Source organism: Arcobacter venerupis (assembly GCF_013201665.1).
Taxonomy (GTDB): domain Bacteria; phylum Campylobacterota; class Campylobacteria; order Campylobacterales; family Arcobacteraceae; genus Aliarcobacter; species Aliarcobacter venerupis.
The window spans coordinates 16,273-33,219 of record NZ_CP053840.1; the positions used below are offsets into that span (position 1 = coordinate 16,273).

The 16,947-nt window shown below is 28.0% G+C and carries 19 protein-coding genes; 1 reads left to right on the forward strand and 18 read right to left on the reverse strand.

The genetic code is table 11. The features are described 5' to 3' along the window. Window positions 1–77: 77 nt before the first annotated feature. The 3 genes from nifT to AVENP_RS00090 are packed head-to-tail and all read right to left on the reverse strand — an operon-like array spanning window position 78 to window position 3,045. Window positions 78–287 (reverse strand): putative nitrogen fixation protein NifT, encoded by a 210-nt coding sequence (gene nifT / locus AVENP_RS00080; RefSeq protein WP_128359787.1) that lies wholly within the window; start codon window positions 285–287, stop codon window positions 78–80. Window positions 288–290: 3 nt separating this feature from the next. Then, window positions 291–1,937 (reverse strand): L-aspartate oxidase, encoded by a 1,647-nt coding sequence (locus AVENP_RS00085; protein ID WP_128359786.1) that lies wholly within the window; start codon window positions 1,935–1,937, stop codon window positions 291–293. Window position 1,938: 1 nt separating this feature from the next. After that, window positions 1,939–3,045, reverse strand: a complete 1,107-nt coding sequence (locus AVENP_RS00090; protein ID WP_128359785.1) for an aldo/keto reductase — start codon at window positions 3,043–3,045, stop codon at window positions 1,939–1,941. 359 nt (window positions 3,046–3,404) lie between these two features. Between AVENP_RS00090 and AVENP_RS00095 the strand changes: the two genes are divergently transcribed. Further along, entirely contained in the window at window positions 3,405–3,821 is a 417-nt protein-coding gene (locus AVENP_RS00095; RefSeq protein WP_128359784.1) for a TOBE domain-containing protein, read from the forward strand. A 21-nt stretch (window positions 3,822–3,842) separates the two neighbouring features. On the opposite strand, the gene modD is transcribed toward AVENP_RS00095, so the two are convergent. The 15 genes from modD to AVENP_RS00170 all read right to left on the reverse strand — a co-directional run bounded on the left by modD (window position 3,843) and on the right by AVENP_RS00170 (window position 16,869). Next, on the reverse strand, window positions 3,843–4,688 hold the full coding sequence (modD, locus tag AVENP_RS00100) for a ModD protein (protein WP_128359783.1): 846 nt from the start codon (window positions 4,686–4,688) through the stop codon (window positions 3,843–3,845). Beyond that, complete coding sequence (gene modB, locus AVENP_RS00105) at window positions 4,681–5,355, reverse strand: molybdate ABC transporter permease subunit (protein WP_128359782.1); 675 nt, start codon at window positions 5,353–5,355, stop codon at window positions 4,681–4,683. Before modB (AVENP_RS00105) ends, modD begins: the two co-directional genes overlap by 8 nt. After that, window positions 5,355–6,062 (reverse strand): molybdate ABC transporter substrate-binding protein, encoded by a 708-nt coding sequence (gene modA, locus AVENP_RS00110; protein WP_128359781.1) that lies wholly within the window; start codon window positions 6,060–6,062, stop codon window positions 5,355–5,357. Before modA (AVENP_RS00110) ends, modB (AVENP_RS00105) begins: the two co-directional genes overlap by 1 nt. A gap of 11 nt (window positions 6,063–6,073) precedes the next feature. Continuing rightward, on the reverse strand, window positions 6,074–6,592 hold the full coding sequence (locus AVENP_RS00115) for a molybdopterin-dependent oxidoreductase (RefSeq protein ID WP_128359780.1): 519 nt from the start codon (window positions 6,590–6,592) through the stop codon (window positions 6,074–6,076). Next, window positions 6,585–7,397 carry a class I SAM-dependent methyltransferase gene (locus tag AVENP_RS00120; RefSeq protein WP_128359779.1) on the reverse strand — a complete coding sequence of 271 codons (813 nt, stop codon included), beginning with the start codon at window positions 7,395–7,397 and terminating at the stop codon, window positions 6,585–6,587. The genes AVENP_RS00115 and AVENP_RS00120 overlap by 8 nt, the downstream gene beginning before the upstream one ends. A 12-nt stretch (window positions 7,398–7,409) precedes the next feature. Next, the gene (locus AVENP_RS00125) at window positions 7,410–8,177 is read right to left on the reverse strand and encodes an ABC transporter ATP-binding protein (RefSeq protein ID WP_128359778.1); all 768 of its coding nucleotides are present in this window, start codon (window positions 8,175–8,177) and stop codon (window positions 7,410–7,412) included. Continuing rightward, window positions 8,177–9,187: a FecCD family ABC transporter permease gene (locus AVENP_RS00130; RefSeq protein WP_430385352.1), complete on the reverse strand. Its 1,011-nt coding sequence runs from the start codon at window positions 9,185–9,187 to the stop codon at window positions 8,177–8,179. The genes AVENP_RS00125 and AVENP_RS00130 overlap by 1 nt, the downstream gene beginning before the upstream one ends. After that, a complete protein-coding gene (locus AVENP_RS00135) occupies window positions 9,180–10,196 on the reverse strand; it encodes an ABC transporter substrate-binding protein (protein WP_128359777.1) in 1,017 nt (338 codons plus the stop codon). The genes AVENP_RS00130 and AVENP_RS00135 overlap by 8 nt, the downstream gene beginning before the upstream one ends. Beyond that, complete coding sequence (locus AVENP_RS00140; protein ID WP_128359776.1) at window positions 10,189–11,190, reverse strand: LLM class flavin-dependent oxidoreductase; 1,002 nt, start codon at window positions 11,188–11,190, stop codon at window positions 10,189–10,191. The genes AVENP_RS00135 and AVENP_RS00140 overlap by 8 nt, the downstream gene beginning before the upstream one ends. Before the next feature lies 1 nt (window position 11,191). Continuing rightward, window positions 11,192–13,207, reverse strand: a complete 2,016-nt coding sequence (locus AVENP_RS00145; RefSeq protein ID WP_128359775.1) for a TonB-dependent receptor plug domain-containing protein — start codon at window positions 13,205–13,207, stop codon at window positions 11,192–11,194. 150 nt (window positions 13,208–13,357) lie between these two features. Then, on the reverse strand, window positions 13,358–14,212 hold the full coding sequence (locus AVENP_RS00150; protein WP_128359774.1) for an ABC transporter ATP-binding protein: 855 nt from the start codon (window positions 14,210–14,212) through the stop codon (window positions 13,358–13,360). Then, entirely contained in the window at window positions 14,209–14,910 is a 702-nt protein-coding gene (gene modB / locus AVENP_RS00155) for a molybdate ABC transporter permease subunit (RefSeq protein ID WP_128359773.1), read from the reverse strand. Before modB (AVENP_RS00155) ends, AVENP_RS00150 begins: the two co-directional genes overlap by 4 nt. Beyond that, complete coding sequence (locus AVENP_RS00160) at window positions 14,903–15,304, reverse strand: TOBE domain-containing protein (protein ID WP_128359772.1); 402 nt, start codon at window positions 15,302–15,304, stop codon at window positions 14,903–14,905. The genes modB (AVENP_RS00155) and AVENP_RS00160 overlap by 8 nt, the downstream gene beginning before the upstream one ends. Next, window positions 15,301–16,077, reverse strand: coding sequence for a molybdate ABC transporter substrate-binding protein (gene modA, locus AVENP_RS00165; protein ID WP_228201899.1), 777 nt, complete (start codon window positions 16,075–16,077; stop codon window positions 15,301–15,303). Before modA (AVENP_RS00165) ends, AVENP_RS00160 begins: the two co-directional genes overlap by 4 nt. Before the next feature lie 9 nt (window positions 16,078–16,086). After that, complete coding sequence (locus AVENP_RS00170; protein ID WP_128359771.1) at window positions 16,087–16,869, reverse strand: TOBE domain-containing protein; 783 nt, start codon at window positions 16,867–16,869, stop codon at window positions 16,087–16,089. Between the last annotated feature and the right edge of the window lie 78 nt (window positions 16,870–16,947).

A 16,947-nucleotide genomic window follows, 5' to 3' on the forward strand; every position in this document is an offset into this window, starting at 1 on the left:
ATTTTTTTAAATAGATTTATTATAACAATTTTATAACTCATAATGAATAACCATTTATATAAAAAGTATACAAAAGATTAATCCGCAATTTTCTTACATACTTCTTCTTTCGGAAGTTTTTTAATACCTGGTTGAATCCACCAAATTTCACCATTAGATAAAGTTGCATTTCCGCCCCATTTTTCTTGTGTATCAAATTCTATCTCTTCGATTGTTTCTTCCATATCTTTTTTTGCAAAATAAAAAGATACTACCCCATCTACTTCTCTTAACATAACTTTTGCCATTTTTTACTCCTTATTTATAAATAGATTTTTTAATTGTTTTAAAAACTCACCCTCTTTAAATGAGATTTTAAAATAACCTTTTTTTAGCTCTTTAACAACAAAACTTTTATTAAAGTCTTTTGACATAAAAGCATAATCCTCTCTATAGTGAGCTCCTCTACTTTCATGTCTTTTTTGTGCACATAATATTATTGCTTCTGATATTTCAAGGGCATTTCTTAGCTCTAAAATGGCTGTTAATTCCACATTATTATTTTTTTCTTTGTTGATACAATGAAGGTTATATGATATTTGTCTTAAATATTTTACGTAATCAAAGGCTTCAGTTAGGCTTTTTTCATTTTTAATAATTCCCACTTTTTCAAATAGGCATTTTCCTAAACTAACTCTAATTGCATTAAAGTTTTTAGTTGTATCTCCTTTGAAAATAAAATCAATCATTTCAATATCTTTTACAACAGTGTTGTAATCAATCGGAGAGAAATCATTTTCTTGACTATATATTTTTGCGATATTTCCTGCAAGATTTCCAAATACACAGCCCTCAAGTAAAGAGTTTCCTCCTAATCTATTTGCCCCATGAACTCCATTTGAAGCCATTTCCCCGCAAATATAAAGACCCTTTAATTCACAACTTGTCATATTTACATCAACTCCACCCATTGTATAATGGGCAACTGGTTTTATTTCTAATAATTCTTCACTAATATCTACACCACATTGCATAAGTGCTGCATTGTAAAGTGAAGGAAGTTTTTGTTGAATTTTTTCAAGTCCTAGATGTCTTAAATCTATAAAAACTTTTTTCTTTTCTAGTTGCTCTTTTAATATTGCACGAGCAACTTCATCCCTTGTCCCCAATTCATTAACAAATCTTAGTCCATCACTATTAACAAGGTAACCACCCTCACCCCTTGCAGCTTCTGTTACTAAATAATTTGTTTTTACAAAACCAGTAGGATGAAATTGTACAAACTCCATATCTTTTAAATGTAGGCCAGCTCTTAAAGCAACAGCTAATAAATCTCCCGTATAATCAGGTGCATTTGTAGAATATCCTCTATAAATACCAGCATATCCTCCACCTGCAAGAACAACAGACTTTGATGAGTAAATCATTACTTGTGAATTCTCTTTATTTAAAGCAACAACTCCACTTACTTTGTCTTTATATTTTGCAAGATTTAAAATAAAATTGTTCGGTAAAAAAGTGATTCCTTTACTTTTTGCCTTTTTAATAAGTGCCATAGTGATAGCGCTTCCAGTTTTATCTCCAACATAACAAGTTCTATTTGAACTTCCACCACCAAATGGTCGTTGTAGAATTTTTTTGTTTTCATCCCTATCAAACTGAACACCATAAGAAACTAATTTTTCTATGATTGTTGAGGCTTGTTTACACATAAAAGTAATAGCTTTTTTATTTCCTATTCCTTTTGCTGAATTAAAAGTATCTGTAATGTGTTGATTTATCTCTTTGCTATTATTTGAATCAAGTACGGCATTTATTCCACCACTTGCCATTGATGAGTTTGATTTAAAAATATTTCCTTTTGTAATTAAGGCAACTCTATTTTGTTCATCTTTTGCTTCAATTGCCGCCATTAAACCAGCAATTCCTCCTCCAACTACAATTACATCATAAATCATTTTATACTCTATACATCAAATCATATTTTGCTCTAGATGTTGCTGGAATTTTTGTAATTTCTAGATTCTTTTTAATATGTACAGGAACTTTTGATGCGAATAATGAACTTATTATTCCAGGTGTTGATCTAACAAATTGAAGTGCTAGTTGAATATCATTTTCTAATACCATTTTAGAATCAAGCAAGTAACCAGTTTCCGGTTTGAAAGATTTTTTAAATAGATTCATTTGAAGAAGTGATGAACTTGATATAACGCCAATTTTTAATCTATGAGCTGCTTGTAAAAGAGTGCATTCTTCACCTTTTACTTTTTGCGATGGCATTGTATAAATAGATGTTTTCCCCATATTAAATGGTGTTTGAATGTATTTAAAATTGTGATTAACACCGCCTACTTTGATGGCAATATCCACTAAATCTTCTAAGTTAATATGTTCATTTGTACTTTCGTCAATAAAACCATTCCAAACAGCAATACCATAATATTTTATCATTTTCATTTCAACCATTTTTTCAAATCTTTTAAAAATAGTTTCGATTTTTTTTAGGAATTTTTTATATCCAAGTTTAGAAACTTGAATTTCTGGATTATGTAAAAAATAGATATCAATTGTTTTAACACCTAAATTTTCTAAAGATTTTTTACATGACCACTCTATGTAATCAGGTGTCATACAGTGTTGGTCTAGTTCTATATCATCTTTTGTTGCTAATGAATTATTAAGTATATTCTCTTGAATCCATGTATAAGGATTTTTTGGAAATGGATATTCTAGTTGAATAAAACCACCTTTTGAACATATAATTAATTCTTCTCTTTTTGTAATGCCCTCTTCAAATAACTCTTTTAGTGCAATACCAATCTCTTTTTCACTTTGACCGTATCTATAATTACTTGCAGTATCTATTAGATTTATTCCACTTTTTACAGCTTCTTTTACACCCTCTATGTAGTGAAATAGATAATTTTCTTCTTTATAAGGTTCTTTATTAAAAGTTCCAAGTCCCAATTTTGAAAATATCAAATTATTATGTTTGATATAAAAATCTTTATAATGAGAGAATTTTTTTGCAAAATTGTAAGTTTCATCAAATGTAGCTATCATGATTTTTTCTTCTTTTTTCTAAATTGTTTAATAATAAGGGAATAAATTAGATTTACTCCCCCATTAATATTTAAAGGTGTATTTATTACTATGCAATAAGTATTCCTTTAATTAATGAGAATAATTTTTACAAAAAAATAATTTTTGTATCTTGAAAAAATATTTTATTTCCATTTGTATAAATAAGATTTAATTTATACAAACTAAAGTCATAAAATAGCGATATATATGTACTTATATAGAGAACGGTATATATTTTTTATACAGTAAATTTTGAAAATAATATCTATTTTTAAGCAAGTATTTATAATTATAGGCTTAAAATTTTCAATTAAAATAATAAAATAAAAGGAAGAATTATGAAAACAAGTGCAAGAAATGAGTTAAGTGGGAAAATTACAAACATTATTAATGGTGCTGTAATGAGTGAAGTAAAGATTACTGTTTCTCCTGATGTAACAATTAGTGCAACAGTTACAAAAGATGGCATTGAATCTTTAGGAGCTAAACTAAATGATAACATTACTGCAATCATTAAAGCATCATCAATTATTATCAGCAAAGTTCCTCTTAAAACAACTGCTAGAAATGTATTAAAAGGCAAAGTTCTTGAAGTTATTAAAGGTGCTGTTAATAGTGAAGTTAAACTTTCTTTAGGAAATAGCGTTATTTCGGCTATTGTTACAAATGATGCTATTGAAGATTTATCAATCAAAGCTTCTGAAGATGCTTATGCTTTATTCAAAGCTTCAAGCGTAATTTTAATCGCTGAATAATATAGGGTTTTTACCCTATATTTATATGATTTCTAATCTACTGCTAATATTTGCCATTCCGCAGTTATAAACTGAACTTGTAACTACTCCATCAATTTTGTATGAAGCATATTTTTCGATATTTGTTAGGTTTATTCCACCAGCGACTAAGATTTTCACTAATGGATAGTTTTCATTTTTGTAAGTGATGATTTTTTCAAGTTCTTCAAAATCAATTTTATCAAGTTGAAGTACATCAACTCCATTTTTCATTAGATTCACACTATCTTCAAAATTATCACTTTCCACATTTAATTTTTTTTCTGGAATTTTTGTTTTTATTCTTTTTAAATCTTCGTAAAACTCTTCGTTTTTTTTATACAAAATTCTATGTCCTTCAAAAAATAGAACTGTTTCTGAAAGATTTAATCTATGAGGCATTGCTCCACCACAAAATACTGCTTTTATACAAAATCTTTTTGAAAAAGGAAAAGTTTTTCTGGTTGTTAGAAGTTCACAAGAGGGATTGACTTTTTCTATTTTTTCTTTCATTTGGTGGGCATAAGTGCTTATTTTACAACTATATTCTAAAAGTATTTGGGTTAATCTCCAAGCTTTGTGAATATCTTCATAATCTCCTGAATATTTCAATATTGTAGAACCTTTTTCTATTTTTGTTTTACTTTTTTCAAAAAATTCAATTTTACAGTTTAAAAGTTCTGCTATTTTTGCTGCTTCTTCACTACAAGATACGATAATATCTTCCCTTGTAAAAACTTCAATTTGAGCTTTTACACTATTACAATTTTGTAAACTTGTTGTTAAATCAAAATATGGCAAGTCATCTTGAATATATTTTTCTAATTCTTGTATAGATAAATTAAACATTTTTTCTCTTTTCAAAAAAATTTAGGGCTAGAAAAAATAGCACTGAAATAAAGATTAATATTCCACTTAAAATCATAGCTAAATTGTAATCTCCATCAAATACAGCATTATAAATTGCTAATGAGATGGTATCCGTTTTACCTATAATATTTCCTCCAAGCATCAAAGTAATTCCAACTTCTCCTAAAGCTCTGGCAGTTGAAATCAAAAGTGCTACAATCAAAGAATTTTTTATATTAGGTAAAACAATAAAAATAAAAGTTTTCACTTCACTTTTTCCACTAATATATGAAGCTTCTTTTATATCACTAGGAAAAAGTTCAATACTAGCTTGTAAAGGTTTTACCATTAAAGGAAGACCTGCAATAAATGCTGCAATTACAATTCCACTAAAACTAAAAATCAAAGATATATCAAATTCATAAAAGATTTTTCCAATAAAACCATTTCTTCCTAAAATCAAAAGAAGAAAGAAACCTACAGCAATGGGAGGAAAAACTAAAGGTAAAGTAACAAGAGTATTTAGTAACCATTTAAGTTTTAGATTCTTTTTTGAAAGTAAATAAGCTATTGGAATACCAATAGCTATAAATAAAATAGCACTTACACTAATAGTTTTTAAACTAAGTAAAAAAGGCTCAGTAATCAGTGCTAAGTCTATATTCATTATAAACCATATTTTTCAAAAATATCTTGTGCAGTTTTAGATTTTAGGAAATTAGAGAATTTTTCACACTCATTTGTATTACAATTTTCTAATTTTCCTGCAACTATATCAATTGGAGTGTAATATTTTTTATCAACTTTTATAAAACCTCCAATACTTTCTTTATTTGCAATTGCTTCTGATATATTTACAAAAGCTACATCAACTTCATTTGTTAAAATATAAGTCATAGCTTGAGGTACAGTTGCCACAACTAGTAGTTTATCTTTTACTTTTTCTTCTAAATTTGCATTTTTTAAAAATTCAGTTCCTGCAATTCCATAGATTGCTTTTGCTGGATCGGGTATTGTTATTTTTTTAATATCTTCTTTTGTTAAATCGTCTATTGAAGTTAAGCTCTTATTTTTTGCATAAACAATTACTAATTCACCCTGCCCTAAAGTTGTAAAACTTTTAAAAATCAAACCACTTTTTTTCTCTAAAAAGTTTTTGTCTCCCACAATTAAAGCAATATCTGTTTGGGTAGCTTGAGTGCTTACTTGTTTTAAGTGTCCAAAAATAGCTTCAATTTTCTCACCATTTTTTTCATACTCTTTGATAATTTCCATTAAAGGTTTTTTATATCCCGCACCAGCTGCAATTTTTAATTCGCCTGCACTTAATATCAAAACAGAAGATACTAAAGTCAATACAATTTTTTTAAACATTTTTTATCCTTTTAATCAATTTTTTTAACTAATATTTTTTCAAGCCATCTTATATGTCGTGGACCTGTTCTTAGGTCATCTGAACTAATTAATCCGATTTTACCCTCACTAGGTTCTAATACTTTTCCATTTTTTTTGTAAAAAACAATTACATTGTCACCATTTTTTGTATTGAATAACTCGTTATAAGAAAAAATTACTTCGTATGCATCACTTGCAACTACTTGAATATAGATTTTATTAAAATCACTTTTATTTGATATTTTGATATTTGCTTTTTCAAGTATAGTTTTTAGTTTAACACCCTCATAACTTTGCACAGACTCTTTTGTCTGCCCACTCATACAAATAACAGGCATTGAACCTGTTTTTACGCCACTTAATTTTTCTAAATCTTCTACGTTTAGAGTTAATTTATTTAAAACTAAACCATCAATAAAAACTTCATTTGTCTCATATTGAGTACTATTTAAATTCTCTTTTGCATTTATGCATAAAGTAATAAGTAAAACTAAAAATATTTTATACATTTTCTTCTACCTCCCAAGAAATTAGTGCCCAAGTTAGATAATCTGGGATTTTTTTATATTTGTAAGAGCTATTAAAATAGTTTTTTAATAGCTCTTTTTCTTCATTTGAGAGTTCACCTAAACTCCAACTGATTTTTTCTACGAACTCTTCATCACTTGAGCTTTCAAATTTTGTATTTTCACTTAAAATGAAATCAACTTTTGCAAAAATTCCCATACTGTGAAGAACATTTACTAAATAAATATAATCAGGTCTTGGAAAAACCTCACGTTCAAGTTGATTTAGGATGTCAGAATCTATAAAACTTCCCCCAACTTTTGTTGTTAGATAAACTCTTTTATTTGCTTTTGAGTTTAGTTTTATCAAAGCATCTTTTATATCTTTCACTTCCATTGACCTAGAAGCTACAACAATATCAGCTTTTGGAACAGCATCCCAATTATCATCCCAAGATTTATGAATTGTTGTTATATTGTCTATTCCTTTTTTTTCGCAATTATCTTTTACACAACCTAACATTCCCTCTGAATAATCTAAGGCATATATTTTTGATAGTTTTGAAGCAATTGCAAAAGATATGGTTCCTGGTCCACAACCAACATCCAAAAGTGAAGAGGCATTATTCGTATCAATTTTGTCAATAAAAGTTTTTGTATATACACTTTTGTGAACATTTTGGTTCATACTATTTGCTCTTTTATCCCAATCTTGACTACTTTTTCCTTTGAAAGTTGAAACTTCCATTTGTTTTTTATACAAGTTTGCAAAGTCTAATTTGTCTAAATTTGTCTGTATTAATCCCATTTTTTTACCTTTTTATAAAGTTGGAATACAATATTTGTATCCGTTTTCTCTTGATATAATTTCAACATCTACATCGTAAAGCTCTTTAATAGCATGAGTCGTTAATTTTGTATTTATATCGCCCACATCAAATACTTTTCCATTTTTTAACATCATCACTTTATTTGAAGCATATAAGGCATGATCTGGATAATGGGTTGTTTTTACAAAAGTGTAACCCTCTTGGCATAACTCTTTTAAAAATTTCAAAAGTTTCAATTGGTTTCCATAATCAAGGCCAGTTACTGGTTCATCCATAAAGATGATTTTTGATTCTTGAACTAATGCTCGTGCTATAAAAGCTAATTGTCTCTCTCCACCACTTATTTGTGAATAGATTTCATTTTTTAAGTGAGTAATTCCTACTTTTTCAATACATCTTATTGCTAGGTCTTTGTCTTTATTTGAATAATTTGAGAATAATCCAATATGAGCTAATCGCCCCATTAAAACCACATCAAAAACCGTATAATCAAAGGGAATTTGGTGAGTTTGGGGAACATAAGAGATTTGTTTTGCTAACTCTTTAGGAGAATACTTTTTTATATCTTTTGCAAGTATTTCTATGCTTCCTTTTGCTTTGTATATGCCTAAAAGAATTTTTAATAATGTTGTTTTTCCACAACCATTTTGACCAACAAGAGATAAGACATCACCTTGATATAATTGAAAGTTTACATCTTTTAAAACTTCTTTATTTTTATATGAAAAAGAGATGTTTTTTGCATCAATTAATAACATTAAAAACCTCTCTTTGCATTTTTTAAAACAAGAATAAAAATTGGTATTCCAATAATGGCTGTTACTATTCCAATAGGTATTTCAAAAGAAAAAATCATCCTTGAAGTATTATCAACAATAAGTAAAAAGATAGCTCCCAATAAGGCACTACTTGGCAGAATAACTTTATTATCAGCTCCAAATAAGAGTCTTGCTATGTGAGGAATAATAAGTCCAATCCAACCAATAATTCCTGCCATTATCACACTTAAAGCACTTATAAATGTGGCAGTTATAATTACAATGATTTTTATTTTAATGGTATCCACACCCAAAGCTTTGGCTTCTTCATCTCCTAGACTTAAGGCATTTAAATATTTTGAGAAGAAGATTAAAATTAAAATACCAATTAACATAGGAATTGATAAATCCCAAACAATATTTGAAGTACTAAAAGATAAACTTCCCATAAGCCAATAAGTAATTGCAGGAAGTGCATCATAAGGATCAGCTGAATATTTAACTATTGATAATAAAGCAGAGAATAAAGAACTACTTATTATTCCCCCTAAAACCAAAATAATCATATTTTTTGCACTTGAATAAATAAATGAAATTGTAAGTGCGAATAAAACTGCAAGCATTCCAAAAATAAAAGTTGAAAGATTTATGAAAAACCAACTCCAACCCAAAACCATTCCAAGAGCTGCGCCAAAAGAAGCTCCTGATAAAACTCCTAATATTCCAGGAGAAACTAAAGGATTTACAAACATTGCTTGAAAAGCTGAACCTGAAACTGCAAGTGCAGCTCCTATAATTACAGCTGCAATTATCCTTGGTAATCGTATTTCAAAAATCACACTTTGTAACATCTCATATTTTTCTAAAGTAATATTTGAATCAAAACCAATTATTTTTTTTATAAACATGATATATTCATCTAAACTTATTTGATAATTACCCATAAAAAGTGAGATATTCATAACAATTAAAAGAGTTATAATTAAGAGCGTAAAGCCAATTTTATTCAAGGTCTTTCCCCATAATTTCATTTAGTTGAACATCTGTTAATTCCATATTTAAGAAAATACTATAAAACTCTTTTGCCTCTTTATTTATATCAAGTTGATAAATATTTGGATGAAAAATTGATAAGAGCCATTTTAGACCTAACAATTGCATAAATGATGGAGGTCTATCAAACCAGCTAAATGGTCCTTTTGGTAAGTAATATACTTGTTTGTTTTTAACTGCATTGATGTTTTGCCATTTTTTGTCTTTATAAATTTTTTCATAAAACTCTTTATCATAAATCAAGATAATTTCTGGATTATAGTTTAGAACTTGTTCAAAATTTATGGTTTGTTTTCCAAATAGGTCTTGAGTTTCACATTTATGAACATTCTGACCTCCTGCTAAAGCAATTAGTTCCACATGAAGTGAAGTATCACATTCCGTTTGAAGACCATTATTCCCTTGGGCATAATAAACCCTTGGCTTTTTATCTATTTTAGATGTAATATTTTTTGCTAAAGCTAGAGTGTCTTTTCCATATTTTTGTAGAGTATTTGCCCTTTCTTCTTTGTGTGTTAATTTTCCAATAAAGGAGAAAGATTCAACAAGTTCTTCTAAATTATTTGATTTAAAATAAGCAAGAGGTATATTTTTATTTCCTAAAGAGGCTCTTATTTTTTCTTCACCCATTTTTTTTGTAAATTCAGATACTAATATAATATCTGGCTTTGATTGTAAAATCATTTCACTATTAGGAGTTCTGCCTTTTCCAAACCAGCCACCAAGTACAGGTAAATCTACAATTCTCTTATCTAAGTATTTTGCTTCTAGCTCATAAAAAGGAAAGTTTAGTCCTATAATCTTATCTCTATCTATTGCATATAAGCTGTACAAAAGTATAGGACTTGAGGCATAAATTCTTTGAACATCTGATTTTATTTCTATCTTTTGATTGTACATATCTTCAAAAATTACAGCATTACTATAAATATATAAACTAATTATGAGTATGAATATTTTAAACATAGGGTTTTACCTCTTTTACATATAGTTCTAAAACTTTTTTTGCGCGTTTTGAAGATTTTGTTAGTGGTTTTAATAGTAAAGTTTCTATATTAAATGACTCTTTTAATCTCTTGATTTGTTCTATACACTCTTTCGGAGTTCCACAAATACTATTTTCTAGAATTTTATTTTTATCAAATAATTTATTTCTAATATCAAGATATTCACTATTTGTTAGTAGTTTTACTAATGCAGGATTTGTATCTTTTGAAGCAATCATAGATTGTAAAAAAATATCTGCACAATATTGTGCTTCTTCTATAATTTCATCTTTGTTATAACCTATATTAATACCTCTAGCAAGTCTAAAAGATAGAGGTTTTATAGGATTTAGTTTATTGTATAAGTCAAAAATATTTTCAACTTCATATTTACAAATAGCTAAACTTCCTATTAATCCATATCCATTTTCTGCTGCTTTTTTTATAGCTTCAATTGATTGAGAAGCTATAAAAGTTTCAAATTCTCGTTTAACATTTGGGCGAATAGTTATATCTTTACATGAGAAATATTTTCCATGAAAAGTTATATTATCCTCTTTTAATAGTTTATGAATTAGTTCATTTGCTTCAAACATCACTTCTCTATTTGTTAGAGCATTTGTCTTAAATGTTTTATCATATATTGGAAAAGCACCTTTTGCAATGCCAAATAAAAACCTATCTTTGTCAAAAGTTTTAATCACAGCTAACTCTTCTGCTAGTTGTATAGGATTATAATAAGGTAATAATATGGCGGCTGTTCCAATTTTTATCTTTTTTGTTTTTCCTAAAAGATAAGAGGTAACTGTAAGTGGTGAGGGAATTACACTAAAGTTATTAAAGTGATGCTCTGTTAGCCATGCTTCTTCAAAACCTAGTTTTTCTGCATAACAAACCAAAGAAATTTGGTCAGTTATGGCTTTTTGATAATCGTTTTCCCAATTTTCAAAAAGACAAAAAAGTGCAGTTTTCATTTTAAAATTTATATGTTAAGTTTGTATATAAAACTCTTCCAGCCTCTGGAAAACCATAATCAAGTTGATAGTTTTTATCAAATAAATTAGATACTCCAACATCATAACTTAGTTGTTTTGTAATATCATATATTACTTTTGTTCCCCAAACTACCATGCTTCCTGTTTCTTCATAAGGTGAAGTTGCATTTGTTTTTTTACTTGAAGCATATTGCATATTTAAATTTGTTGTAAGACTTTTTACAGGTTGATAATTTACAGCCATAGCTACTTTATTATTAGGAACATTAGTTATTTCAACTAAATTGTCTTTATCTTCAAGTAATAATCTTGTATAACTTCCTTCAACTGTTAAACCATTTTCAAAGTCATGCATATATTCTAACTCAAAACCTTTTTGAGATACATTTCCAACATTTTGTAATTGTTGTTGTTTTGTTGTGCCATAATAAACATTAACATAATCACTTTGGATAAAATCTTTTATATCAGCATAAAAGACGCTACCTTTTAATGTTGAACTCTGGAAAAGTTTATTAAATCCAACTTCGTAATTGATTGTTCTTTCTTCATCTAAATCAGGATTTGGTATAAATCTTTTAAATTTAAATGAATATCTATCTTTGATACTTGGAAATCTTGTTTTTTTTGCAACTCCTCCATAAATTCCTAAACTTTCATCTATATCATATTCAAGTTTTGCCATTGGATTTATAGCATCTGCATTTCCTTTATCAAACTCTGCTTTTGTACCAAATCCAGTAATATCCGTTCCATTAGGTGTTGAACCATAACTTCCACTTGAACCAAAATTTGTATTGTCTGCTTTTTGAACATCATCTTTGTCATAACTTGCACCAAATATAAATCTAGTTTTTTTATTAATATGATAAGTGTCTTCAAAACCTAATGAATAAGTGTAAACACTCATTTCATAATTTTGAGCTTGTTTAGCACCACCTTCTGTATGGTTATCTTCTTTTGCATGAAGAGCAACTTTTATATTATTATTTCCACTATCCAATTGTCCTAACTCAAGTGACATACCTTTTGTATCATCATCATACCAACTAGGATTTCCTACACCACCATAACTATATGTTGAGTGAGTGTCATCAGTATAAATTGATAAAGAATTTTTAAATTTATCATAAAAAAATCTAGTTTTTAAGTAGAAATATTTAAAATCAGTTTTTGATAAGAAATAAATACTCTCTTTATCCCAATAATCCCAATCCCAATATTTTGGGCTATCTGATAAATATACTGTTGGAGGTACACCTTTATCTGCTTTTTGATTTATATAATTAATTGCATATTCATCTGTGTCATTTGGTGTATAACCAACTTTTAGATTTAGTTTTTTATCTAGTGAATCAGACTCTACTCTTTTATCACTTTTTTGTAAGTTGGTATGAGTGAAATCTTTTGATAATGGGTAATTGTCTCTTTCAAGGTAAGAACCAGATGCTTGAACATAATATTTACCTTGGTTCGTACCTAAGTTTATATAAGATTTTTTACCTCCACCTGAAAAAATACCACTAGATATTGTTCCTTCAAACTCTTTAGTCGGTTTCTTTGTTACTAGATTTATTGCACCTGCAAAAGTATTAGCCCCAAGTAAAGGAGAAGTCAATCCTTTACTTAGTTCAATTTGTGATAAATCAAATGTTGTAAATCTTGAAAAATCTACATATCCATCATAAGCAACTGCGATTGGAATACCATCAATGTATAAAGGAACATGTTTTACATCAAAACCTCGAACATTAACCATCTGTTCATTTCTACCACCACTATTATAAATACTAATACCACTTACTGTGTCTAAGGCTTCAAGTATTGTTTTCTTCTCACCATTTTGCATATCTTCACTATAAATTACATTACTATTAAACTTCTGGTCACCCGTATAAGAATCTATAACATCAATTTTTCCTAACTCAAAAGTTTCAGCATATATTGAACTTACAAATAAACTAGCTGAGATAGTTGAAAAAACTATTTTTTTCATATTTTTCCTTTTAGTTTACTAACCATTATATATTTGAGTATATAACGATAGATAATATTTTAAATAATTAATGCAGTAAATTAAACTATTATCTTTATAATCTTTTAATTTATACTGAACAATTACACCAAGTAATGGGATGTTTTATGTTTATAAGCCTTGAATCATTGGGCTAAATGCTTTTGTACTTAGACTTACTTTTTGTCCTATTTTTAGATTTTTTGCTTCTTCATTTCCAACAACAACTTCAACTAATTGTTGGCCAATTGATACAATAGCAATATGTATTACATCAACTTTTATAATGTCTAAAAGTTCTCCCTCAAATGAGAATTTTTGACTACCTTTTGTTTTTAAAAGAACATCTTTTGGTGATCCATCATTTATAATTTGACCGTAATTTAAAACTACGACACGATTTGCCAAACGATAAATTTCACTTGGATCATGACTTACCATGATAGTAGTTGTATTAAACTCTTTGTGTAATGTAAGAATTTCATTTTGAAGTTTAGTTCTCATCTCTGAATCAAGTGCAGATAATGGTTCATCCATGAGTAGAATTTTTGGTTTATTCATTAAAGCTCTGCACAAACTAATTCTTTGTTTCTGTCCCCCACTTAGTGTTTGTGGGAATCTATTTTTTAACTCTTCTAATTCTGTCATTTTTAATAAATAGTGAGCCAACTCTTTATCTTTATTTACATAAAGAAGATTATCTAATACAGAGAAGTTTGGAAATAATGCATAATCCTGAAAAACAAAACCTATCTCTCTTTTTTGTGGTGCTAGAGAGAATTTTTCATTAAGCCAAATATTATCATCAATTTTAATTGTTCCATTTGCACTTTCAAGTCCGGCTAAAATTCTAAGAAGTGTTGTTTTTCCACTTCCACTTAATCCTGCAAGTGCTAAAAATTCACCTTGTTTTATTTCAAGATTTACATTTAAATCCATTTCTCCATTTGCACCATGAAGTTTTTTGTTAATATTAATATTTATCATTTATCAAATCCTGAAAATACTTTTTTTTGTTTTCCATTAAAAATATAAACACCCAAAAGTGTAAGGAAGCTCAGTGTTATCATTATTGCACTATAAATATGGGCATTTGTATAATCCATAATTTCAACAAATTCATAAATAGCAACTGAGGCAACTTTTGTTTGTCCAGGAATACTTCCCCCAACCATTAAAACAACTCCAAATTCACCTACAGTATGGGAAAAAGTTATAATAAGTGCTGTTAATAATGCAGGTTTCATATTTGGTAGAGCAACTTTAAAAATAGTTGTTAACTTGTTTTTTCCAGAGATATAACTAGCTTCTAGCATATTTTTATTTAGACCCTCAAAACCACCTTGTAAAGGTTGAACCATAAAAGGCAGACTATAAAAACAACTAGCAATTATTAATCCAGTGAAATTAAATACAAGTTTTATTCCAAAAGTACTTTCAAAAAATGCTCCAATTGGAGAGTTATAAGATAGTGCCCAAAGTATATAAAACCCAATAACAGAAGGTGGTAAAACTATAGGAAGAGCTGTAATTGCTTCAAAAAATGGTTTTAATTTTGATTTTGATTGAGATAAAAACCAAGCAAGTGGTAAACTTATAAAAAATAGAATTAAAGTTGTAATACCAGCTAATTTGAACGAGATTAAAAAAGGTTCAAATTCTATGTTTTTCAATAACTCAATCATTTATAATTTCCTGTATTGATAAGTTACTAGCTTTTATCAAAATTGTAACTTCATCGTTTTTTTGTAGATTCATTCTTTTTGAAGAATCTTTTGTAATGATACTTTCAAAAAGAACATCATTAACTTTTAAGATAACACTACTTAAAAGTTGCCCATTTTCTAGGCTTTCTATAGTTGCAACAAGTTGATTTGAAAAACTCATATCTCCATTTAGATTTTTTGCAATTGATATATCTGAGGGTTTTACTAAAAGTTTTACTTTTTTGCCTATTTGCATATCACTACTTAAATCTAAACTCATCATTTTTAGAGTTAATCCTGAAAAATCAAACTCTACGATATTTAAGTTATCGATATTATTTATCTTTTTTATTGTTGCAACTAATTGACTCATTTAACTAAATATCCATAATCTACAAATATTTTTTTCGCTTTTTCGCTTAATATAAAATCATAAAATGCTTTTACTTCTGCATTATCTTTTGCATTATTGATGATTACTATACCTTGTTTGATTGGTTTATATAAAGTTGGATCAACACTTATCCAGTTGATATTTTCTTTATATTGAGACATTTTTTCATCATATAATGATGATTTTGCAATAAATCCAACATCAGCAGCAGTTGTTGCATAAGTTACAACTTGTGAAATTGATTCTGCATATACAAATTTACTCTCAATTGAATCAGGAATTTTTGCATTTTTTATAGCTTCAATAGCTGCTGTTCCATATGGTGCAGTTTTTGGGTTTGCAATAGCAATTTTTGATATTGAATCATCTTTAATTAAATCTATTCCTTTTTTGAAATCAAGTTCTTTTGAACTTAACATTGCAATTGCACCTTGTGCATAAACAACAGGTTTTGTAATTGCTATATTTTCTTCATAAAGAGACTCAGGGAATTTCATATCTGCAGACATAAAGATATTAAATGGAGCTCCATTTTTAATTTGTGCAGTTAATTTACCACTACTTCCTAAAGTTACTTGTATTTGTGTATCAGGATTTGTTTTATTAAATTCTGCAATTAACTCATTTATTACATAACTAACATTCGCTGCAACTGCTATATTTACTTGCCCTGCAAACATTGTTGAACTTAAAACCATTAAACCTAAAATTATCTTTTTACCTGCAAGCAGGATTCCACTTTGTTTCATCATTTTTTTTCCTTATTTTCCAATTATTACATCAGAGGCTTTTATAATAGCACTCACCTGCGTACCCTTTTTCATTTTTAATCTATCAAAAGAACCTGTCGTTATAACCGAAGCAATTTTGTCACTATTACCAATGTCAATAATTAATTCAGTATTTATTTCATCTTGATTCACAGAATCAATTGTTCCTTGAAATTTATTCCTTGCACTGATATTTAATGAAATATCAGTTGTGATTAATACAGTACTTGATTTAAAAATAGCTACAACTTCATCTCCTAATTTTAAATTTAGATTATTCACTGCTGTTTTTGTTATAACTGAAACAAGTGTGTAACCACTTTTTAGTTTTATAAAAACTTCAGCATTTATTTTTCCATATTCAATTAATTCCACTGTTCCACTTATCTGATTTCTTGCACTTATTTGCATTGATAATCTCCTTATAGTTTTTAATGTTCCTGTATTTATATCAGTTATCTGACTTAAATTCTTAAGAAACTTCTTTTGTTCATTTCTTAAAATTTCAAAAGTTGCTATAAGATTTTCTCCATAAGGTGTAAGTGTTGTTCCTCCGCCTCCAACTCCGCCAGTTTCTCTTTGAACTATTGGTGTTGTTGACAGATTGTTCATAGATTCAATGGCTTCCCATGCTGCTTTATAACTCATAGGAACTTCTTTGGCTGCTTTACTAATTGAACCTGTTCTTTTAACTGCAATTAATAAATCAATTCTTTTTTCTAATAAAAAAGGTTGATTAAAAATCTCTAAAGTTAAATTTGATGATAATTCCACACGTGTCCTTTTGGTTATATCTTTTTCTATATAACGATAAATAAAAAAAATTTTAGCATTATGTATCTTAATATATAA

Coding starts and splice junctions, on each gene's coding strand:
- AVENP_RS00120 (WP_128359779.1), bottom strand. CDS start 7,397: ATGGGATTAATACAGACAAATTTAGACAAATTAGACTTTGCAAACTTG.
- modA (WP_228201899.1), bottom strand. CDS start 16,077: ATGATGAAACAAAGTGGAATCCTGCTTGCAGGTAAAAAGATAATTTTA.
- AVENP_RS00145 (WP_128359775.1), bottom strand. CDS start 13,207: ATGAAAAAAATAGTTTTTTCAACTATCTCAGCTAGTTTATTTGTAAGT.
- AVENP_RS00085 (WP_128359786.1), bottom strand. CDS start 1,937: ATGATTTATGATGTAATTGTAGTTGGAGGAGGAATTGCTGGTTTAATG.
- AVENP_RS00115 (WP_128359780.1), bottom strand. CDS start 6,592: ATGTATAAAATATTTTTAGTTTTACTTATTACTTTATGCATAAATGCA.
- AVENP_RS00090 (WP_128359785.1), bottom strand. CDS start 3,045: ATGATAGCTACATTTGATGAAACTTACAATTTTGCAAAAAAATTCTCT.
- AVENP_RS00125 (WP_128359778.1), bottom strand. CDS start 8,177: ATGTTATTAATTGATGCAAAAAACATCTCTTTTTCATATAAAAATAAA.
- AVENP_RS00095 (WP_128359784.1), top strand. CDS start 3,405: ATGAAAACAAGTGCAAGAAATGAGTTAAGTGGGAAAATTACAAACATT.
- modD (WP_128359783.1), bottom strand. CDS start 4,688: ATGTTTAATTTATCTATACAAGAATTAGAAAAATATATTCAAGATGAC.
- modB (WP_128359782.1), bottom strand. CDS start 5,355: ATGAATATAGACTTAGCACTGATTACTGAGCCTTTTTTACTTAGTTTA.
- AVENP_RS00160 (WP_128359772.1), bottom strand. CDS start 15,304: ATGAGTCAATTAGTTGCAACAATAAAAAAGATAAATAATATCGATAAC.
- AVENP_RS00135 (WP_128359777.1), bottom strand. CDS start 10,196: ATGTTTAAAATATTCATACTCATAATTAGTTTATATATTTATAGTAAT.
- AVENP_RS00140 (WP_128359776.1), bottom strand. CDS start 11,190: ATGAAAACTGCACTTTTTTGTCTTTTTGAAAATTGGGAAAACGATTAT.
- nifT (WP_128359787.1), bottom strand. CDS start 287: ATGGCAAAAGTTATGTTAAGAGAAGTAGATGGGGTAGTATCTTTTTAT.
- modA (WP_128359781.1), bottom strand. CDS start 6,062: ATGTTTAAAAAAATTGTATTGACTTTAGTATCTTCTGTTTTGATATTA.
- modB (WP_128359773.1), bottom strand. CDS start 14,910: ATGATTGAGTTATTGAAAAACATAGAATTTGAACCTTTTTTAATCTCG.
- AVENP_RS00150 (WP_128359774.1), bottom strand. CDS start 14,212: ATGATAAATATTAATATTAACAAAAAACTTCATGGTGCAAATGGAGAA.